Origin of the sequence: Luteolibacter sp. Populi (assembly GCF_040801775.1) — a bacterium.
Lineage (GTDB): Bacteria > Verrucomicrobiota > Verrucomicrobiia > Verrucomicrobiales > Akkermansiaceae > Haloferula.
The window spans coordinates 5,594,426-5,614,876 of sequence record NZ_CP161812.1 but is presented as its reverse complement, the minus strand read 5'-3'; the positions used below and the strand labels follow the sequence as shown (position 1 = coordinate 5,614,876).

19 protein-coding genes are annotated in these 20,451 nt (G+C 63.2%); 5 read left to right on the top strand and 14 right to left on the bottom strand.

Annotated features, from left to right (window positions below; all coding sequences use genetic code 11):
* The first annotated feature begins 25 nt into the window (after positions 1-25).
* Both ABWK72_RS22825 and ABWK72_RS22820 read left to right on the top strand, forming a co-directional pair.
* The gene (locus tag ABWK72_RS22825; RefSeq protein ID WP_367871890.1) at positions 26-1,522 is read left to right on the top strand and encodes an SGNH/GDSL hydrolase family protein; all 1,497 of its coding nucleotides are present in this window, start codon (positions 26-28) and stop codon (positions 1,520-1,522) included.
* A 130-nt stretch (positions 1,523-1,652) separates the two neighbouring features.
* Positions 1,653-2,696, top strand: a complete 1,044-nt coding sequence (locus tag ABWK72_RS22820; RefSeq protein WP_367871889.1) for a hypothetical protein — start codon at positions 1,653-1,655, stop codon at positions 2,694-2,696.
* Positions 2,697-2,776: 80 nt separating this feature from the next.
* Here the strand turns inward: ABWK72_RS22820 and ABWK72_RS22815 are convergent, their stop codons facing one another.
* Positions 2,777-2,977, bottom strand: a complete 201-nt coding sequence (locus tag ABWK72_RS22815; protein WP_367871888.1) for a hypothetical protein — start codon at positions 2,975-2,977, stop codon at positions 2,777-2,779.
* 358 nt (positions 2,978-3,335) lie between these two features.
* On the opposite strand from ABWK72_RS22815, the gene ABWK72_RS22810 reads away from it, so the two are divergent.
* Genes ABWK72_RS22810 through ABWK72_RS22800 form a run of 3 tightly spaced genes read left to right on the top strand, consistent with a single transcriptional unit; the run spans position 3,336 to position 5,381 of the window.
* Positions 3,336-3,479 carry a hypothetical protein gene (locus ABWK72_RS22810; RefSeq protein ID WP_367871887.1) on the top strand — a complete coding sequence of 48 codons (144 nt, stop codon included), beginning with the start codon at positions 3,336-3,338 and terminating at the stop codon, positions 3,477-3,479.
* Positions 3,473-3,826 carry an IS66 family insertion sequence element accessory protein TnpB gene (gene tnpB, locus ABWK72_RS22805; RefSeq protein WP_367871886.1) on the top strand — a complete coding sequence of 118 codons (354 nt, stop codon included), beginning with the start codon at positions 3,473-3,475 and terminating at the stop codon, positions 3,824-3,826. The genes ABWK72_RS22810 and tnpB overlap by 7 nt, the downstream gene beginning before the upstream one ends.
* A gap of 43 nt (positions 3,827-3,869) precedes the next feature.
* Positions 3,870-5,381 carry an IS66 family transposase gene (locus ABWK72_RS22800; RefSeq protein WP_367871885.1) on the top strand — a complete coding sequence of 504 codons (1,512 nt, stop codon included), beginning with the start codon at positions 3,870-3,872 and terminating at the stop codon, positions 5,379-5,381.
* A gap of 45 nt (positions 5,382-5,426) precedes the next feature.
* Here the strand turns inward: ABWK72_RS22800 and ABWK72_RS22795 are convergent, their stop codons facing one another.
* From ABWK72_RS22795 to ABWK72_RS22735, 13 genes are all read right to left on the bottom strand, one after another.
* On the bottom strand, positions 5,427-6,437 hold the full coding sequence (locus ABWK72_RS22795) for a hypothetical protein (protein ID WP_367871884.1): 1,011 nt from the start codon (positions 6,435-6,437) through the stop codon (positions 5,427-5,429).
* Complete coding sequence (locus ABWK72_RS22790; protein ID WP_367871883.1) at positions 6,431-7,246, bottom strand: hypothetical protein; 816 nt, start codon at positions 7,244-7,246, stop codon at positions 6,431-6,433. Before ABWK72_RS22790 ends, ABWK72_RS22795 begins: the two co-directional genes overlap by 7 nt.
* Positions 7,210-7,698, bottom strand: coding sequence for a hypothetical protein (locus ABWK72_RS22785; protein ID WP_367871882.1), 489 nt, complete (start codon positions 7,696-7,698; stop codon positions 7,210-7,212). The genes ABWK72_RS22790 and ABWK72_RS22785 overlap by 37 nt, the downstream gene beginning before the upstream one ends.
* Positions 7,699-7,803: 105 nt before the next feature.
* Positions 7,804-8,211 carry an immunity protein YezG family protein gene (locus tag ABWK72_RS22780; protein WP_367871881.1) on the bottom strand — a complete coding sequence of 136 codons (408 nt, stop codon included), beginning with the start codon at positions 8,209-8,211 and terminating at the stop codon, positions 7,804-7,806.
* Positions 8,212-8,253: 42 nt separating this feature from the next.
* The gene (locus ABWK72_RS22775) at positions 8,254-10,002 is read right to left on the bottom strand and encodes a DNA/RNA non-specific endonuclease (protein ID WP_367871880.1); all 1,749 of its coding nucleotides are present in this window, start codon (positions 10,000-10,002) and stop codon (positions 8,254-8,256) included.
* A gap of 123 nt (positions 10,003-10,125) precedes the next feature.
* Complete coding sequence (locus ABWK72_RS22770) at positions 10,126-10,524, bottom strand: immunity protein YezG family protein (RefSeq protein WP_367871879.1); 399 nt, start codon at positions 10,522-10,524, stop codon at positions 10,126-10,128.
* A complete protein-coding gene (locus tag ABWK72_RS22765; RefSeq protein WP_367871878.1) occupies positions 10,521-10,880 on the bottom strand; it encodes a DNA/RNA non-specific endonuclease in 360 nt (119 codons plus the stop codon). Before ABWK72_RS22765 ends, ABWK72_RS22770 begins: the two co-directional genes overlap by 4 nt.
* A gap of 19 nt (positions 10,881-10,899) precedes the next feature.
* Complete coding sequence (locus ABWK72_RS22760; protein ID WP_367871877.1) at positions 10,900-12,861, bottom strand: hypothetical protein; 1,962 nt, start codon at positions 12,859-12,861, stop codon at positions 10,900-10,902.
* A 375-nt stretch (positions 12,862-13,236) separates the two neighbouring features.
* Complete coding sequence (locus tag ABWK72_RS22755; protein WP_367871876.1) at positions 13,237-13,566, bottom strand: hypothetical protein; 330 nt, start codon at positions 13,564-13,566, stop codon at positions 13,237-13,239.
* Positions 13,563-16,268: a hypothetical protein gene (locus ABWK72_RS22750; protein WP_367871875.1), complete on the bottom strand. Its 2,706-nt coding sequence runs from the start codon at positions 16,266-16,268 to the stop codon at positions 13,563-13,565. The genes ABWK72_RS22755 and ABWK72_RS22750 overlap by 4 nt, the downstream gene beginning before the upstream one ends.
* A gap of 82 nt (positions 16,269-16,350) precedes the next feature.
* Positions 16,351-16,740 (bottom strand): immunity protein YezG family protein, encoded by a 390-nt coding sequence (locus tag ABWK72_RS22745; protein WP_367871874.1) that lies wholly within the window; start codon positions 16,738-16,740, stop codon positions 16,351-16,353.
* Positions 16,737-17,267, bottom strand: coding sequence for a DNA/RNA non-specific endonuclease (locus tag ABWK72_RS22740; RefSeq protein WP_367871873.1), 531 nt, complete (start codon positions 17,265-17,267; stop codon positions 16,737-16,739). The genes ABWK72_RS22745 and ABWK72_RS22740 overlap by 4 nt, the downstream gene beginning before the upstream one ends.
* On the bottom strand, positions 17,203-20,451 hold the full coding sequence (locus tag ABWK72_RS22735) for a hypothetical protein (RefSeq protein ID WP_367871872.1): 3,249 nt from the start codon (positions 20,449-20,451) through the stop codon (positions 17,203-17,205). Before ABWK72_RS22735 ends, ABWK72_RS22740 begins: the two co-directional genes overlap by 65 nt.

The window sequence follows — 20,451 nt, the reverse complement described above, 5'->3', positions numbered from 1 at the left end:
CGATAAGGGCAGGCTGGGCGGAGACGTGAAAGACCCCTTCCTTCACCTTCTCGCCTGCTGTGTCCTCCAGTGTCCGCCCGCCGGTGCAGAAACTGCCATCGATGGCTTGTCTACCCTGACAACGACGATTGAAGGGAACGGGGAGTTCACGATGTCGTGGAAAAGTTTTCCGGGGTTCAAATATCGGGTAGAGCGAAGCGATCTATCCTTGGAAAACGTGTGGCAAGCGGCGGGCGACGAGTTTCAGGGCACAGGAGAGGTTCTTTCATTCAGCGAAGTGATCGTGGACCCGAGAATGTTTTATCGGGTGAGCCCGATGGCATCTTTCCTGCCAATCGCCAAGGTCGCCTTGGTAGGAGACAGCATCACGGCGGGGACAAGCCACCGGGTATACAACTCCACTGGCGCCAACTTCGCTCCGGGGGGGTGGGGGACCGCTTTCCGCAGCACGCTCGGACACAAGGTCTCCCTCCTGAGGTATACAGCCACCGGCGAAAATGACTTTGCGGTCTCCGGGGTACAGTCGAGTGGGTTCCTAACAGGCGGCAGTTCACGGGACGTGTGGACAGCTGCCTTGGGGTCGGAGGCAGATACGATTCTCATCCTCCTGGGGGCCAATGATATCGCCAGCAGTAGCAGCGCTGCTGCGGCGGCGACGCGGATAATCGCCCTATGGGACGAAGCGAGAACCGCAGGAAAACAAGTGATCGGCTTGGAGATCCTTGGCGTTCGCGCGGATCACGGGGTAGCGGCAAGCTTCAGGGAGAAGCAATTAGCTTGCAACGCAACGCTGAAGGCGGCGGCGGCGGTGCGGGGCATCCAATGGGTGGAGTGGGCGCATGTTCTTGATGAAGACGGAAACGGTTTCTCCGACAGCAAGTTTGTATTCGATAACGTCCACCCTAATATTTATGGGGGGATCACCTTGGGCCGCTATCTCGCGACGCAGGTGTCCAGCCGAGCTGTTGGCCCACCTTTCCTGACGATCCCGCCAAGCGCCGATCCGTCTTGGATCACCCCAAATCCTTACACTGCAGGCACGGCTGGCAGCAATCAAAAGGCCACCGGATGGGTGATCGATAGCGCCGGCACCGGAATCAGCGTCGTTAGAAATCTCATTCCGCGTACTGATGGCGTCCCCGGAAATTGGCAGGAGCTTGTCATTTCCGGTATGCTGGATTCGGAAATCAAGGCCGGCACAGCCTATGTTCAGGTTTACGCACCGAACTATGCGCCGTCCTACGCCGCAGGCGACAAACTGGCGGCCGTGACAGAGGTCGAGATGGTCGATCCATTCTGGTTGGTCTACGACGAAAACTACATCAACGGTGCAAAGAGTGGGGACTGGGGTCCGAACGGAGGAATGGGCAGCTACAACGACAAGCCCCCGGCGATGAAGTTCACGCTCTGGACGCCGGACTTCACCTACGTATCCGGCCCCACGACTTCCTTTGCGATCACGAAAATCTGCGGCAACGGCACCATCCGGATTGGTCGCAAAGGGATTTACAGAGTCCCGTAAGAGGACCTTTGGCCTCCAGATGAGAGATGCGACAGTGATGCGCAGAGCGCGCGGTGCGGAAATCGGGACCACGCGAAAGCGTGGTGGCTTTCGCCTTGATTCTGTCCCTCCTATAGCGTCCCATTCCACCATGCACCGCCTCCCCCTCCTCGCGTTCCTGGGTATTCCTTTCTCTGCATCGGCCTCCATTACGCCGCTGTATTTTTACCAAAGTCTCGTCACGAATGTCTCTGGCGACTACAGCTTTACGGACACTAACGGCACCTCCCATGTCTCCCAGGTCACCGTGGCACCGGCGATCGAATACTATTCCTACACTTTCCCGCTGAAACCCCAGAACAGTCAGCGTGTCCTTGATCTGCCATATTACGCCGGCCACACCAACAAGCAATGGGTTGGACCAGCCCCTTTTGTAAGCTCCGCGATCACCGTCCCCGTTTGGAATACTCCGGCTGCTTCGATTGGCAGCGCCGACTGGGGGTCCGTAGACATCAAGTTCGTTTCGAACTATCAGCGCGCCGGCAATGCCACCGGAACACACTTCTTTCTACGCATTGAGTTCGCCACGACCACTCCATACTATTTCAATGTCTCAGGGTGGAAATTGAACCATGTCCAGTCCAATCAAACGGTGCCTCCCGGCATTCTCCTTCCGGGACACTACTCTCTCCAGTTGCAGCCACCTCTCTCCGGCGGCCTCTCTGCAAGTTACACCGGAACCTCCATTCTCCGGCTTTCCCCCACCCCCCTAGGAACCGACAGCGACGGCGATGGCATCGTCGATGCTGACGAGGGCAGTTCCTACCAGACCGATCCTACCAAAGCCGACACCGACAACGACGGGCTCAGCGACCCCGACGAAGTCAGCATCCATTTCACCAATCCCGGCAATCCTGACCACGATGGCGACGGCTTCACCGATGGTTTGGAAATATCGGTTGGCAAACTTCCTCGCGACCCGATCAGCGTTCCTGACATGACCCTGATCGTCCGCCCCGGCATCGAGCTCTTCACCATTACCAAGCTGGGCTTCCCCTATCTTGTACAGTCCTCTCCCGATCTGAAGCAATGGACGGATTTGGAGACTATCCAAGGGGACGGCAAGGAGACCCATTATGGTTCCGAAGCAGCTGATTCGGGAGTGAAGTTTTGGCGGCTTATCGAGATCCAATAGCAGCGGAGCGGCAAACGGCGAGAGCCGCAGGTGAATACCCGCGGCCCCGACGATGAGTCTGGAATCGATGCCGAAAGGGTTTATTCCTCCTCGATCTGGATCTTGATCGAGGGGATGTGGATCGGGTCGATGATCTTGTAGCCCTTGTCCACGGCCACCACGTTGCCGCCGGCGATGTAGTAGCGGGTCTCCGCCCGGGCGGCGGGGAGGACCTTCACCAGTTCCGGCGGCGCGGCCACGGGGTAGCCGCGCTGATACCCTTCGGCGATCCGAGCAGCCACCTGCCGATGCCTCCCGCAGTTTCGCCGATCGCCGCCAGCGGTTCCGCGCCCTGCGCGATCTTTTCGTAAGCGTGGTCCCAACCGCCTCACGGTCTTCCTCCGCTGCATAGCGTAGCGTTGATAGCGTGGCGTCGTATGAATGCTACGCACGACTCGCTTGTGAAGTTCGACCGGCGCGGACGCCTGCGTTATGCACCGGAGCAGAAGGCCGCGATCCTGGATGCCTATGCTTCCAGCGGCCTGAGCGGTCCGAAGTTCGCCGCCCTCCACGGCGTGAAATACCTTCGCCGCCTGGATCCAGAAACGGAAGCGCGCCCGCCCGGCTCCGGGTCTTCCGGCGCCGGCCACGCTGGCCTTGGTGGAACTCGAAACCCCGGCCGTGCTTTGCCGTGATGGCAGCCTGCGTTTGATCCTGCCGGGAGGGACCGAACTCCATGTCGCCGGCCAAGCCGCCGTGCCGCTGGCTGCCGCACTCATCCGCGAGCTGTCCCGGCCGTGCTGAGCTTTTCCGGCAGCCTCAAGGTCTTCGTCGCCGTCGAACCCTGCGACATGCGCCGCAGCTTCAACGGCCTGCACGATGCCGTCGGCACCAAGCTCAAGGAAGACCCGAAGAGCGGCGTGATCTTCGCCTTCACCAACAAACGCCGCACCCTGCTCAAGATCCTCTACTTCGATGGCAGCGGGCTGTGGGTTTTGGCAAAGCGGCTCGAGCGAGGGACTTTCGCCTGGCCGAAGGGCACCGGCATCAAGGACGGCAAGCTGCGCCTGAACTCCACCGCGCTGGCGCTTTTGCTCGATGGCATCGACATGCGCCACGGCTGCAAGCGCCCGTGGTATGAACTGCCCTGACCGCCCGGGAACGGCACGCCGGTTGCTACGATATCCTTCGAAGATGGAGGACGACGAACGGCAGCACCTGCTCGGCGAGATCGCGAAGCGCGATGCGGAGATCGCCGTCCTCAAGCAGACCATCGACGCCCTCTGCCGCCGGGTCTTCGGCAAGTCGAGCGAGCAGCTCGACCCCGCCCAGCTCGAACTCTTCGACGCGCCAAAAAAAGCGCCCGCCGCCGATCCCGCAGACCACGGACCGGCGGCTGAGGATCCCGTCCGCCGCGACCTGCGCCGCCAGCAACCGCGTCCGCCGCGCATCCCCGAACACCTGTCCGTCATCGAACAGGTCCCCGACCCGCCCGAAGTGCTGGCCGCCCCGGACCAATGGCGGCGCATCGGCGAGGAAGTCCGCGAACAGCTCGACTACAAGCCCGGCCGCTTCCTGCGCATCCGGCTGGTGCGCGGCAAGTACGTCCGCAAGGGCGACGTGCTCGCCAGGCCGGTCGTCGCCCCGCTGCCGCCGTCCTTGTTAGACCGTTGCATCGCCACGCCGGGGCTCATCGCCGAGATCATCGACAACCGCTTCGTCTGCCACCTGCCCTACTACCGGCAGGCGGAAATCTTTACCCGCCAGGGCGTGAGCTTCCACCGCAAGACCCTCTGCGACTGGGCCGCGCTCGGGGCGCACTGGCTCTCGTCCATTTACCGCGCCATCCAGCACGAGCATTGGCGAAGCCGCTACCGCCAGTTTGACGAAACGCCGGTCGACTACCTCGCGTCCGGCAGCGGCCAGGCACAGACCGGCTACCTCTGGACCTCCAACATCCCGCACGGCACCGTCGTTTACCACTGGCGCGCCGGTCGCGACGCGGGCGGCATCACCGAACTCTTCGGTGACCCCGGCGACACTGCGCCCTGCACCATCCAGTGCGACGGCTACAAGGCCTACCCCGCCTGGGCCAGGGACAAGCAGGAGATCACGCTCATGGGCTGCCACGCCCACGTCCGGCGGAAGTTTTTCGAGGCAAAGGACCAGCAACCTCGGCTCGTTGCGTGGATCCTCCGCCAGATCGGCCACCTCTATCGGATTGAAAAGGAACTGCGTGAAGCCAAGGCCGGTCCCGCCCTGCGCGAAGCCATCCGCGTCTCGCATAGTCGCATGATCCACCGGCGCTTGAAGAAGCTCTTCGACCGTCTCGCGCTGCGCGCCATCCTGCCCAAAAGCTCGCTCGGCAAGGCCGTCGGCCACGCCATCAAGGAATGGAGCAAGCTCGAGGTCTATCTCGGCGACGGCCGGGTGGAGATCGACAACAACCTCGTCGAAAACGCCATCCGCCCGACCAAGCTGGGAGCCAAGAACTGGCTCTTCATCGGCTGCCGTGAAGCGGGGCAGCGGGCGGCGATCCTCTACACCGTCGTCGAGAACTGCCGCCGGCCGGGCATCGACACGCGGGAGTATCTGGAAGACGTGCTGACGCGCCTGCCCGACATGATGGCGAGCAACGCGGTCACTCTCACGCCGGCGAACTGGCTGCGCGCCCGCCAAGGCAAGCCCATCCGGAAAGCGGCCTGAAGCTCGACCCCGGCAAGGGAAACCGGACGGCGCTCCGGACCACGCTTACATTTTTTCTACGATGGATCTATTACTTTCCGCGAAGGTCTCCGGGGAGGAGCCGAGAACCGGCATCTGCTTCAGATCGGCCGCATCCAGCCTCAGTTCCGCGCCGATCCGCGGGGCCGCGATCCACACCCTTTGCCCGATCGCTTCCGACTTGGCCGCTTGATCACCCCGGCTGAGAGGGTCCGCATCCGGTTGCACCGCGGTGCCGGAACTTTCGCCCGGCCCTCTCTTGAAGGAATCAAGACTGGCGCGGATCTCACCGATCACTTCCGCACTGCGATTGTCCTCCCAGCGGCGCAGGGCTTCGCCGGCTTCTTCCTGGCCGGGCAGCAGCTCGCTGGCGCGGTCCGGGTAGTCGATCTGCACGCTGCCGTCCTCCCGGGAAGTCATCACCGGCAGGCCCGCGGCTTGAAGTTCGGTGGCCGAGGCTGCCGCGGCGGCGGGATCTGCTGCGGTCTCCTCCACCGGTGCGGTCGGCACCGTGGAATCGCTGATGCGGTCCCACAGCCCCTCGCTCCTCCGGTCGAGTTCCTCCCTGACCTCGATGCCTGCCGTACGCAGGTCCTCGTGCAGGGTCTGCAGGCCTGCATCCCCCGCGCTGTCACCCGCGATGGGTGGGGTGGAGGCATCGGCAGTGCCGGTCGGATTCGCCGGGTCGCCGCCGGATAGCGCGGTCGAGGCGATCGCCGTGGCAGTGCCGAGGAGAGCGCCGATGCCGCCCGCCTTCATCGCATTTTCCCACGCGTCCGCCAGATTCGTATCCGGGGCCGCGTTCAGGAAAGTCCCGGTCAATTGGTCGATCGCCTCCTCCGTGGCCTCGCCGCCCGCGGCGAGGATGGCACCCGCGGCGAACTTTCGGAACTCCGGGCTCCCGGCCAGCGAGGTGATGCCCTTCTCCCGGGCGATCCGGAGCAGATCCCGCACGATGTCCGTGCCGGTCACCTTGCCGCCCCGCGAGTCCGGCAGTGCATCGTAGGCGGCATCCGCCTTCCCGGAATCGTCTAACAAGCCGATAAGCTTTTGCTCATGTTCCGCGAGCGATGCATCGCTGCGGCTGCTGGCGCGCTCCGGGATACGTAGAGATCCATCGTCATTCCGGTAGGGGTTCCCGTCCGGCGCGGCGGTCTCTTCATCTCCATCCCCCCCGAAACAGACATTTCCCCCGGGGGCGCCTCGCCCTCCGTCGGCAGATTGCGGAAGCCGCCGGCGTCGAGCAGTGCCTGCTCGTCTTCCTGTGCCGTGCGCTGAGCGGAGGCCATCGCCAGGGCGTCCGCCATCGTCGCCGCCTTGCCGATCTCCTTCCGGGTCCTGCCGTCGTAGACTTCCCAGGAGCCGTCCGCAGCGCGCCGGATCCCCGGTGTCCGGCCGCTCATCTCCGCCACCTGCTGCGCCAGCCTCTGCGACTCCTGCTCCGCGACCAGTTCCTCCACCGCGGCGCGTGCGCCGGGACTGTGCGGATCCCGTGTCGCCAGCAGGTCTTCCACCGCCTTGGCCAGGGAAGCGGATCCTTGCTGCTGCGCCTCCCGCAGGGCGGCAAGCTTCTCCGGCGCGGCACCGAAGGCCAGCAGCATCCCATCGCTCGCTTTCGAGAACTCGGACGCCCGCTGGTCGGCATTGGCCGCGCCCGCCGCGCCGATCAGCGCCAGCGGCAGTATCGTCACGAAGGTCGATCCCGTCTGCGTCCAGAAGCCGTCGAGCGCGCCACTCTTGCCATCCCGCCAGACGATGTCCGGGTAGATCGCGGAGAACTCGTGGGCGATGTCCTGCATGAGTTCCGGCATCAGGTCCTGCCCTCTCTCGATCGCCGTCTGCTCCATCCCGCCGATGACCACCCGCGCCCGCCGCGCAGCAGCTTCGACTGCAGGCGATCCGCCACCCGCATGAAGGCTTTCTCGAAGAGCGGCAGCTTGCCCAGGAAGGCCGACGCCTGAACCTTCTCCAGCGCCGCCAGCGGCACCGCCAGCACCGGGGCCAGCTCGTAGCCCGCGCTCGTCGCCACCTCGTCCGTCGCGCCGCCGCGCAGCATGTTCTCCCGCACCTCGTCGTAGGCGCTTGCTTCCATGGACGAGTAGAGCGCCAGCGGTCCCACGTAGGGCACCGCCGCCAGCGAGGTGCTGGCCAGCGCCCCGGGCACGCCGTAGAGGCCGCCCTCCACCATTCCCGGAGGCCCCTCGCCCCACGCCGACTTCATCGGCGAGTAGCCCTCCCGCTCGATCCGGCGCACGTCGCTGGCGAAGTTCCGCTTCTCTAACAGCGCACGCTGGGTCACCTGCCACTCCGCCCGCAGGCTGGCACCCGTGGGGCCGATCCCGATGAAGTCGCCGATGCCCCATAGATCCGAGATTTCCCCCTTACAAGACCTGGCAAGCTGCCCTCAAGGCGAATTGTGACGATCCACGCCCGGTGGATAATTTACCTTCACCTCACCAAGGTTCTTCTGAAGCCATTCATCCCGTTTTTCCTCATCCAAGAACATCTCCATCGGGATGTCGTATTCAAACCCAACATGAAACTCGCCAGATGATTCCAAACGAAATGTCATTTCATCCCAATTTTCACCTTGGTCCGCCGCCATCTCCCAATGGCGGTAGATGAATTCATCGAGTTCTTCACTCCTGTCGGCATAGTAATATTCGCCGTCCGATGCGCGGTAAAAGACGGAGACGGCGGATGTCGAGTCCCTGATCTCCACGCGGATCCAAGCGGCAATGAACGGTTTTCCCACAGTGTCGGCCAAAGCTTGGCCTATGGGTTCATAAAAATCTTCGGGTTGCTTGTTCATTTTCCTCCTTTGCGATTGCGGTAGGTTACCTTCCCTTGGTTTTCATCGGCAATCCAAGTCTGGATCACCAAGCGATCGGGGCGTTGGGATTCGCCTTGATAGAAAGGCATCTATCACGGCGTATACAGATTTTCCCGCCTCTTTCGCGCTACGCCATTTGTTCTCTTGGATCTTGTAGGCGCTTAGATTAAAGTTAGGATCTTGTGCGAACAAATTGATGCCACCGCTTGGACCATCAAAGATTCGCGCCCAGAAATGCCCACCATGGTCTCCCGGCTGCCAGTCCTCTCCTCCCGCTCGCCGCTGGGAATCAATGTCTCTTGTTTGATTGAAGTTGAGCCTTAGGTAGCCGCCCGTCTTGATGACTCGCCCTTTGTCGTTTGCAATGTACAAATAGTTGTTCTTCATACGGATTCTTCCCAAGCCTTGAGCCGCCCTATTGGCTTCCGCTTTCTTCGGAGAAGCGCCATCCATTGTTCGAGACTGGCCGCGGCTTGGCTCAGCAACTTTTCCGTCGCCTACCGCTTCTGATATTGTTCGGTTTCCATCATTCTCCTCCACTTTCCCGTTCAGCCTTCTACCTCCCGATGCCGACAGTTCGTTGTCCGGCGCGTCCCCCAACTCACGCTTCCTGACAGACTGGTCCGGCATCGCGCCGCGCTGGTATTCCTCAAGCATCTCCACCAGTGCCGTGCGCGCCTTCTCGATATCCTTGAAGTAGGGCCGCACGTCCCGCTCCAGGATGCCGATGCGGGTGCCGATGGTTTTGAGGAAATCCAGCGCCGCACCGACCATGCGCGTGAAGACACCGGGGTTGCGCAGCTTCAGCCGGTTCCAGAATTCCGGCTGATACATCTGGCTGCCGATGAAGTCGTTGGTGAACTCCGCCTCGAACTGTGCCTCCGTCTTATAGTGCCCCCGGAGCTTCTTCTCCCTGTAGTCGCTCCAGTCCTCCGCCATGGCGAGGAGTTCCTTCTGGAAGGCATCGTAGAGATCGGGCTGCTGGTGCTGGATGGAGTGGCCCAGTTCGTGGCCGAGAAGGTAGGAGAGACCCGCCCGCGAATCGACGTCCACGATGATCGTATTCGCATCCTCCGGATTGACGAAGGCCTCGAACGGCAGCTGCTTGCCGCCGGCTGTTTTTACGAAGACGATTTTCTTTCTAAATATCTCTTCCGCCAGCCGTTCAGCACGTAAGGCCCTTCTTTTCCCCGGACGGTTTTCGTAGGCGAGTTTAACCACACGAACGTTGCTCCGTCCCACATCCCGCTCGGCGGCGCGCAGGGCTCGCTGTTCCCAGTCGGTGAGTTCACTGGAAGCAATGGGCCTATAGATTGTTCCGAAGACATTTGCCGGCGAGTCTGCCGCTTCATCTTCGCGCTGTCCATCCGGATCGGACGCGGACCTCTCGAGTTCCGCCTCTGCCGACTCAGCTCTTGGTCCGCGCTCCGTGATCATCGCGCCATGCGCCGCGGCCAGGCGCAGCGCGCCGTCCATGGTCGGGGCTTTCCCGATCTCTGCCGAGGTTCCGCCGTCGTACACGGTCCATGTGCCATCCCGCCCGCGGTGGAAGGTCGGCATCGCGCCCGAAAGCTGGGCCTGTTCGATCGCTGCCTGCCGCTGCTCCGCCTCGGTCACGAGTTGGTCCACCGCGGCCTTCGCGTCGGGGCTGAACGGGTCGCGCACTGGATCCGCTTCCGCGATGACCCGCGCCGCCGCTTCGGGGCCGGCCTTGATTGCCTCCCGGATCTCTTGGACCTGCCCGATGGCTTGGGCGGGCTCCGGAGCCATCCCCTTGCTCCGCATCCTACACCGCACGGTGAATCTCCGGCAGCACTCCCGGGCTGACTCAACAACTTTGTGACCGTCTTCCGTCTACCGAAGACCCGGGCGGTGAAGCGCCCGGTACGCCGGTCATTGACCAGCCCAGAAACCGCTCACCTTCACGTCGCCAAGATTTTCGTAAATCCACTCCTTCGCCCGGCCGCCCGTCTCGCCAAGCTCTGCGTTGGCCATCTCCTCATATCGAAAGCTGACATCCATTTCTCCCATGCTCGACAATTTATAGGTCATCTCGAACCACTTCGAGCCGCTCTCCGCGGAAAGCTCCCACAGTTCGATGACTGCATCGTCTAGATCGTCGGACGGCGGCTCATAATGAAACACCCCATCAGCGGCTTTGTAGTATACCTCCGAACTCGAAACACCGTCATCGATCTCACTGCGCACCCATGCGATCTCCCACTCTTCCGTCACGTTCCCGTCCAAGAAGTCACCGATCTTCTGATAGATATCCATCATTTCCTTGTTCATTTGCCATTTTTCCGGTTGGCGAACTTTATGATCCTAGGTTTGCGCCCGTCAATCGAGACCTTGATCCGTAAACCAGAAGGCCGGAGGGATTTGCCGCGGTAGAACACCTTGATCTCAGTCTCCACATCCTCCCCCGCCTGGAGGAGAATATCCAATTGCTTCTCAAGGCTTCTATATCTTCCTCGATTTAGATTTCGGTCCTGCGCAAAATGGTTGTATTTGCCCAAGGGACCGTTGAAAATCCGTGCCAGGAAGTGTCCGCCTTCGTCGGTAGAAAGGCGATACTCGCCGCCAGCTTCCAGTTGCTCTTTCCTGCTGCGCTTCTGATTGCGATTGCCCTTCAGCAGAGCGATCACCCGGACCGTTCGACCGAGCTTATCGAGGAAGAACCGGTACCCCCCCCGGCGTGGTGATCACCTTTCCGCCGTCCGGCATGTCTTCCACGCGGTCTTCTCCTCCATTCTCATTTTCCTCGTTCGCAGTCTGTTGATCGGCGGCTGTGGCGTTTCCCTCTGAAGCTACATCGATGGAATCCCCTAGTCCGCCTTCCGGTGCTGGTGCATCCTCCTTACTCTCTTCGCGGGCTTCGGTTGATACCCGTTGCTTCGGCTCCGGGGCCTTGTTTGTCTTCCGCGGTTCCGGCCCACCCGAAGCCAAAGAAAAAGCCGGGGAGCCCACGCCGGCCTGCGGCATCTCCGATATCCCTCGTCCTTCATCGCCGCGCCCGACTGCTTCTCTTCTTATCGCTGCATCCGGCCCCTTCAGCCCGTAGAGCTTCTCCTTGAAGGCATCGAGTTCCGCCTCGCTCATCCGCCCCTCGCGAACCGCCTTGTCCATCACCGTCGCCCGCTTGAGGATCACGCCCCAGAAGGAACGGGCCGCTTCGAGGAAGCGCGTGAACTTCTCCGCCGCTCCCGGTGCCAGGCGCGCGAAGGCCGCGACATTCCGCGAGATCAGGCCTGAGGGCAGACCGGCAATCGCCGGCTTGCCCGCGCCTGCCTTGCCGCCGGAGCGGGTGCGGAAGAGTTCCATCTCCGCGAACTCGCTCACGCCCTCCCGCAGCATCGTATCGCTCACCGGACCGTCCGGCAGGAAGCGGATCGGCCTGCCGTCCTTCGTGGTCTTGCCGGCGAAGATCGTATCGGCGGCGCGCAGGAAGTTCTCCGTCTCGCCGCGCGACAAGGCACCGCCGGCCCATGCCTCCTCCAGGTGGCCGTGGGTGGTCTCGTGGAAGACCGTCGGCAGGGCCGCGCCAGCATTCAGCTCGTTGACCGTGCGCCGGACTCCCTGCTTGAATTCGGTGACGCTTCGCCCCAGCACCACGCCTGCCATCCCCGGCGTGCCCGCGAGCAGGTCCCGCGCCGCCACCTGCGCCCGGATGCTTTCGAAATCGCCCTCCGAAACCGCCGCCTGCTGCTCCGCGGTCAGCTCCATGCCCGGCCGGAAGAGCGTCTCCGTCTTCCCGTCCGCGAGTTTCCCGATGCCCATCATGGTCGAGCCGAGATAGGCTAACAGATCGGCGTTGCTCTCATCGACAGCGCTGCTGTGCGCGGCGGCCAGGCGGAGCGCGTCGTTCGCGTTCGCCGCCTTGCCGATCTCCGCGGAGCTCGCCCCGTCATAGACCGTCCAGGTCGTGCCGTCGGCGGAATGGTGGAAGGTCGGCATCGCGCCCGAAAGCTGGGCTTGCTCGACCGCGGCTCTCTGCTGCTCCGCCTCGGCCACGAGTTGGTCCACCGCTGCCTTGGCTTCCGTGGAGAAGGGATCGCGGGTCTTCTGCGCCTCCCCGATCGCGAGGTGTGCCGAAAAGATCCCCTTGCCCTGCGCCTCCCGGATGGCGGCGACCGCTTGCGGGCCGTGCCCGAGCGCCATCAACTGCGCGTCGCTGGCCTGGGCATAAGCGTTCGCCCGGGCATCCTGATCGATGCCGCCCAGGCCGGCCATCCCCGCGAAGGGTGCCATCGATCCGAAGATGACCACCTGCCGCGTCCAGAAGCCGTCGAGGTAGCCATCGTGCCCGTTCCTCCACGCCCCGATCGCGAGCCGCGAGTCCTTTGACAAGGCCGCGGCCAGTTCCTCGGTGATCGGCACCAGCGCGTCCTGTCCGTCCTCGGTAGCCAGCTCGAATACGCCGGCACCGAAGGTCCGGGCGGCGAAGCGGCCCGGCGCGCTCTTGAAGCGGTTGGCCATCGACTCGAGCGTCCTGGTGAGGAAGGGCGCCTTGCCGCGGATGAGCCCGACCGCCAGCTTGTCCAGGAGGGTGTAGGGGATCGCAGCAATCCCCGAGGCCATCTCCGCCACCTCGCTGGCCTCTTGGCTGTTCAAGCCCCTGCGGTTCATGAAGATCCCGCCGGAAGTCCCGGTAGAGCGTACGCCGGTTCAGCTCGAAGACCATCGGCATGCCGGCACCGGGGATCATCGCCGTCCCGGCGTACTGCACCACCGCCGGCATGCCGTAGGCGATCTGCTCGCCGATCTTGCCCCATGACCCGTCCGGGTTCAGGTACCGGATCGGGTCGTAGCTCTCGTCGCGGATCCGGTTGATGTCGTCGCGGAAGTTCGCGCGGTCGCGGGCCTCGCGCCGGAGATCCGCTTCCGCTTGAAGGAAGTCGTGGGCCTAAGACTCCAACAGATCGATATTTCGGCGATGGACTCGAAACTCAAGGACTGAACCCATCGACTGCAAGGACTGCCCCCGTCAACCGACGGCTGGCATCAGCCTCCCTTCCTCTGCGGCAGCACCGTATCCTGGGATCGGCCTGGCTCCCATCCCGCATACCACTCTGGATTCTTCTTTTTGTCCTCGATCATGAGCGACTCGACCCATTCATCGTAGGCCATGTGGTCTGGAAGATCGCCACTTTCGCGGGCGCTCTTCTCCAGCCAACGTGTGTCTGGACGAATACGGATATTTTCGCTGAACATCAGCCGATATCTCTCGATCTCAATCGCCTCTTCATTGACGTAGATCCCCCTGGCGCTCAGGTCAGCCTCCAGATCGTCATACCAAGCATTGCTGCCGATCTCATGTTTTGATTCGATCATCGTCTTATTCTTGAGTACTGGATCATTTCCCGCCGGTCAAGTTCCACCAGAACCGCATGCTGGATCACCGCATAGACCTCCTCGGAATTCGTGCGGAGGTCCGGGCTTCCCTGCCGCCTCAGCCATTCCCGACCGACGGCATCCCCGATACGCTGGAAGTATTCCCACCGCGCGTAGAAATTTTCAGGATTCTGCTCCAGGAACTTCACCGAGAACAGATCCGATTCCGTAGCGACCAGCATGTCGGACACCCCCTCTTCACAGCCTTTGATCAGATCATGCCAGCTAGGTGGAGACTTGCCGGGATGGTTGTGCAAAAAGAGCTTACCCCACCCTTCTCCTTTCGGCACGGAAACCCTATCCCGCTCCCCTATCTTGCTCCAAGTCTGGATCCCGTCGGGGTCCAACACCACGCCATGCTCACGCTCGAAACCCGCGATTGCCGTAGCCCTCGCAAGAATAACCTGCTTCACATGCTCCGCTAGACCATCGAGCGGCACCCGACCCTCCCTCGGAGCATAGGGATCGTCCATGTCGCGAGTCATGTTTTTGAGGAGTTCTTCCGGAACCTCTACCGACTGGCCGTCCGACATCTCAAGCTCGGGCTCGCGGAAGATGCGATCAGTTCCGTCCTCTCCGGAATTTTCTTCCTTGAGACCGAGCGCCCGGCGTGCTAGCTTAAGGTAGAGTTCGATTCCACCGTCACGCCCAACTTCCCTTGCGGATGCGGCACCGGTCTTGAGGGAATCGGACTCTATTTTTTGGTGGAGGCGTTCTTCAATCGCCACCTCATGCACGTAGAAGCGCGGGATACCCTGTGTGCCTGCCTTGTCGGATACCTCAGAACGCAGCCTCGCGAAAAGAAGGTGCCGTTTCCCGCCGAGTTCGACGGGGGCGGCAAGGATCCAGTTGCGGATCGGTTTGCCGCCGTGGTCCATGCTCACGTCGATCAGGGTGCCGCGACCGATTACCTCCGGCACGGCCACAAGAACATTGAGCTTCGGTCCGCTGAAGCCGTGCCCGAGTGTGTCTTTGATCGAGCGCTCGTCGAAGATGACCTGCCCTAGGCCCGGTCGCGCGAGTTGGTCCTGCGGGTTTTCTGCCAGCCACCGGCGCGCGGCATCGGAAGCACGCTCGCCCGCACGCGCTTGGATCGCATCGATTTCCACCGAGGCAAGCTCTGCGCCGTTAAGAATTTCCCTCACCCTTACGGGAGGATCGGTCATGGGACCGAGAGAGAATGAGGTAGTTCGACCTACGGCAGCGCCATCCCAGGAGTCTTCGAACTCGCCGATGGTCCCTCGCCCCATCTCCGGTATCCCCCGTACTTCACCGCCGGGCCCGCCTGCATTTCTTGCCCCGGCGTCCGAACCCTTCAGCCCGTAAAGCTTCTCCTTGAAGGCGTCGAGTTCCGCCTCGCTCATGCTTCCCTCGCGGACCGCCTTCTCCATCACCGTCGCCCGCTTCAGCGTCACGCCCCAGAAGGAACGGGCCGCTTCGATGAAGCGCGTGAACTTCTCCGCCGCTCCCGGTGCCAGGCGAGTGAAGGCCGCGATGTTCCGCGAGATCAGGCCGGAGGGCAGACCGGCAATCGCCGGCTTGCCCGCGCCTGCCTTGCCGCCGGAGCGGGTGCGGAAGAGCTCCATCTCCGCGAACTCGCTCACGCCCTCCCGCAGCATCGTGTCGTTCACCGGGCCGTCCGGCAGGAAGCGGATCGGCCGCCCGTCCTTTGTCGTCTTCCCCGCGAAGATCGTGTCCGCGGCGCGCAGGAAGCTCTCCGTCTCGCCGCGCGACAAGGCACCGCCGGCCCATGCCTCCTCCAGGTGGCCGTGGGTGGTCTCGTGGAAGACCGTCGGCAGGGCCGCGCCGTCATTCAGCTGGTTGGCCGTGCGCCGGACTCCCTGCTTGAATTCGGTGACGCTCCGACCCAGCACCACGCCCGCCATCCCCGACGTGCCCGCGAGCAGATCACGCAATGCCGTCTGCGCCCGGATGCTCTCGAAGTCGCCCTCCGATACCGCCGCCTGCTGCTCCGCGGTCAGCTCCATGCCCGGCCGGAAGAGCGTCTCCGTCTTGCCATCCGCGAGTTTCCCGATGCCCATCATGGTCGAGCCGAGATAGGCTAACAGATCGGCATTATCTTCATCGACCGCAGTACTGCGGGCGGCGGCCAGACGGAGCGCGTCGTTCGCGTTCGCCGCCTTGCCGATCTCCGCGGAACTCGCCCCGTCATAGACCGTCCAGGTCGTGCCGTCGGCGGAGCGGTGGAAGGTCGGCATCGCGCCCGAAAGCTGGGCCTGCTCGACCGCGGCCTGCTGTTGCTCCGCCTCGGCCACGAGCTGGTCCACCGCCACCTTGGCTTCCGTGGAGAAGGGATCGCGGGTCTTCTGCGCCTCCCCGATCACGAGGTGGGCCGAAAACAGCCCCTTGCCCAGCGCCTCGCGGATGGCAGCGACCGCTTGCGGGCCGTGCCCGAGCGCCATCAACTGCGCGTCGCTGGCCTGGGCATAGGCAGTCGCCCGCGCGTCCTGATCGATGCCGCCCAGCCCGGCCATGCCCGCGAAGGGTGCCATCGACCCGAAGATGACCACCTGCCGCGTCCAGAAGCCGTCGAGGTAGCCATCGTGTCCGTTCTTCCACGCCCCGATCGCGAGCCGCGAGTCTTTTGACAAGGCGGCGGCCAGCTCCTCCGTGATCGGCACCAGTGCATCCTGCGCATCCTCTCCCCCGAGCTCGAAGAGCCCGGCACCGAAGACCCAGGCGGCGAAGCGCCCGGTACGCCTGTCATTGACCAGCCCAGAAGCCGCTCACCTTCACGTTGCCAAGATTCTCGGAAATCCACTCCTTTGACCGACCACCGAGCTCGGCGTTGGCCACCTCCTCATACCGAAAGCTAACGTCCATCTCCCCCTTGCTCGACAATTTGTAGGTCATCTCGAACCACTTCGAACCACTTTCCGCGGAAAGTTCCCACAGTTCAATGGCTGCATCAGCCAGATCGTCAGACGGCGCGTCATAGTGAAACACCCCGTCAGCGTCTTTGTAGTAGACCTCCGAGCTCGAAACATCGTCATCTATCTCACTGCGCACCCACGCGATCTCCCACCCTTCCTCCAAGTTCTCCTCCAGACACTCACCAATCCTTTGATAGATATCCAAAATTTCACTCTTCATATACCGTATTTTCTGTTGGCGAACTCTACGATCATGGGTTTGCGTCCGTCAATCGAGACCTTGATCCGCAAACGGGAGGGCCGCAGGGATTTGCCGCGGTAGAACACCTTGATTTCAGTCTCCACATCTTGCTCCGTCTGGAGCAGAATATCCAACTGTTTCTCGAGGGTTCTGTATTTCCCCCGGTTTAGATTTCTGTCCTGCGCAAAGTGATTGTACTTGCCCAAAGGGCCGTTGAAGATCCGAGCCAAGATGTGTCCACCCTCGTCGGAGGAAAGCCGATATTCGCCTCCGGCTTCCAGTTGCTCCTTCTTGCTGCGCTTTTGATTGCGATTGCTCTTCAGCTTCGCCATCACCCGTATCGTGCGGCCCAGCTTGTCCAGGAAGAACCGGTAACCTCCCGGCGTGGTGATTACCTTGCCGCCGTCCGGCGTGTCTTCTACGCGGTCTTCTCCTCCATTCTCAATCTCGTCGTTCGCAGTCTGTTGACCGTCGGCGGCGATGTTTCCCTCTGGAACTACCTCCATAGGATCCCCTAGTCCGCCTTCCGGCACTGGTGCATCCTCCGCACTCTCTTCGTCGGCTCCTGCCGATACCCGTTGCTTCCGCTTCGCGACCCTGTTCTGCCTTTCGCGGTCCCGGTTCGATCGGTGCCACGGAAAAAGCAGGAGGGGCCGCCCAGTCCTGAGCAACCCTCGATGGTCCTCTTACTTCATCGCCTGATCTGGCTGGATTTCCTCCCGCCGCGGCCGCTGCATCCGGCCCTTTCAGACCGTAGAGCTTCTCCTTGAAGGCAGCGAGCTCCGCCTCGTTCATCCGCCCATCCCGGATCGCCTTCTCCATCACCGTCGCCCGCTTGAGCGTCACGCCCCAGAAGGAGCGGGCCGCTTCGATGAAGCGCGTGAACTTCTCCGCCGCTCCCGGTGCCAGGCGCGCGAAGGCCGCGACATTCCGCGAGATCAGGCCGGAGGGCAGACCGGCAATCGCCGGCTTGGCCGCGCCCGCCTTGCCACCGGCGCGGGTGCGGAAGAGTTCCATCTCCGCGAACTCGCTCACGCCCTCCCGCAGCATCGTATCGCTCACCGGACCGTCCGGCAGGAAGCGGATCGGCCGCCCGTCCTTCGTGGTCTTCCCCGCGAAGATCGTGTCCGCGGCGCGCAGGAAGCTCTCCGTCTCGCCGCGGGACAGGACACCGCTGGCCCATGCTTCTTCCAGGTGGCCGTGGGTGGTCTCGTGGAAGACCGTCGGCAGGGCCGCGCCGGCATTCAGCTCATTGACCGTGCGCCGGACGCCCTTCTTGAATTCCGTCGTGCTCCGCCCGAGCACCACGCCTGCCATCCCCGGCGTGCCTGCGAGCAGGTCCCGCGCCGCCACCTGCGCCCGGATGCTCTCGAAGTCGCCCTCCGAGACCGCCGCCTGCTGCTCCGCGGTCAGCTCCATGCCCGGCCGGAAGAGCGTCTCCGTCTTGCCATCCACGACCTTCTCGATCCCCATCATGGTCGAGCCGAGATAGGCTAACAGATCGGCATTGTCCTCATCGACCGCAGGACCGTGCGCGGCGGCCAGGCGGAGCGCGTCATTCGCGTTCGCCGCCTTGCCGATCTCCGCGGAGCTCGCCCCGTCATAGACCGTCCAGGTCGTGCCGTCGGCGGAGTGGTGGAAGGTCGGCATCGCGCCCGAAAGCTGCGCCTGCTCGACCGCGGCCTGCTGCTGCTCCGCCTCGGCCACGAGCTGGTCGACCGCCGCCTTGGCTTCGACGGAGAACGGATCGCGGGTCTTCTGCGCCTCCCCGATCGCGAGGTGTGCCGAATACATCCCCTTGCCCAGCGCCTCCCGGATGGCAGCGACCGATTGCGGGCCGTGCCCGAGAGCCCTCAATTGCGCATCGCTGGCCTGGGCATAGGCAGCCGCCCGCGCGTCCTGATCGATGCCGCCCAGGCCGGCCATCCCCGCGAAGGGTGCCATCGATCCGAAGATGACGACCTGCCGCGTCCAGAAGCCGTCGAGGTAGCCATCGTGTCCGTTCCTCCACGCCCCGATCGCGAGCCGCGAGTCTTTTGACAAGGCGGCGGCCAGCTCTTCGGTGATCGGCACCAGGGCATCCTGGCCATCCTCGATCCCGAGCTCGAAGAACCCCGCACCGAGGGTCCGAGCAGTGAAGCGGCCCGGCCCGCTCTTGAAGCGGTTGGCCATCGACTCGAGCGTCCTGGTGAGGAAGGGCGCCTTGCCGCGGATGAGCCCGACCGCCAGCTTGTCCAGGAGGGTGTAGGGAATCGCCGCCATCCCCGAGGCCATCTCCGCGACATCGCTGGCTTCGTTGTTGCTCAGGCCTCCGCGGTCCATGAAGTCCCGCCGGAAATCGCGGTAGAGCGTCCTCCGGTTCAGCTCGAAGACCATCGGCATGCCGGCACCGGGGATCATCGCCGTCCCGGCGTACTGCACCATCGCCGGCATGCCGTAGGCGATCTGCTCGCCGATCTTGCCCCATGATCCGTCCGGGTTCAGGTATCGGATCGGGTCGTAGCTCCCGTCGCGGATCCGGTTGATGTCGTCGCGGAAGTTCATCCGGTTGCGGGCCTCGCGTCGGACATCCGCTTCCGCCTGGATGGTCGCGTCGCTCGGCTTGAGCGGATCGTCGGGCCGCTTGCCGCGGGTGGCCCATTGCCTGAATTGCTCCATCTCCGCCCCGCCGACCCGGTTGAAAAACTTCTCGTTCGTCCCCAGCGTCGAATCCTCCCCGAGCAGATCATCGCTCGCCTGCGCCATTCCCCGCCCGGCGCTCTTCATCAGGTTGTCCCAGAACTCCGGCTGCTTCCCGACCGGCATCGCCTGCGCCCACAGTTTCAGGGCCGAGAAAAACTTCTCGCGGTCCTCGGGCTTCACATCCTCGTAGAAGCGCCCGAGATCCAGATCCCCCAGGGTCATCCGGTTCGCCGCATTGATGAAAGGCAGCTCCGCCGACCCCAACAACTCGCGGGTCTCCGCCCGGATCCCGTTCCATCTCTCCAGATAGATCGCGGCATGGTTCGGATCGTATCCGGGCTTCTTCTTCGCTTCCTCGAGATAGAGCGTCGACGACTTGGAATCGATGCCGCCGCTCGCCAGCCGCACGAGTTCCGAGGTGACGGCCTGCACGCCGATCTCCCTCACGATGTCCGCGTGCGCCTTCCTCCCCTGCGCATCCTTCCCCATCCGCGCGAAGAACGCGTCGTCGTTGCCCGCGCCCTCGCCACCGAAATGCCGGCGCGCGTATTCGTCGCGGAAGAGGTCCCGCTGCAGCGGGCTCTGGAATTCCAGGCCGCCATTCCCCATCCGCAGGAAGCTTCCCACCAGCCGCTTGCGGGCGAGCTCCGGCGCCATCCCCTTGTCCTTCGCGAAGTTCTCCACATCGAGCACCGCGCCATCGATCTTCGGCAAGACCTCCGCCTGGTTCTCCTGCTGCCAGCGCTGCCGCCGCGCCTCCTCCGCATCGGCATAGGGCTGCATCTGCTCCGCGGCCTCGGCAGCGCCGCTATCCAGCCCGCGCAGCGCCTGCTCCGCGGCCAGGTCGCTGACCGCTTCATCCCCCGTCGTTGGGTCCGGGGCCGCCGGGGCCATCTCCGCCAGCAGGGGATTTTCCTGCAGAGCATCTTCCGCCGCTGCATCCGATGGCAGCGGGGAATCTTCCACGGCGGTCGCGCCGGTGCCGTAGGGTGTTAGAGTAATTGCCAT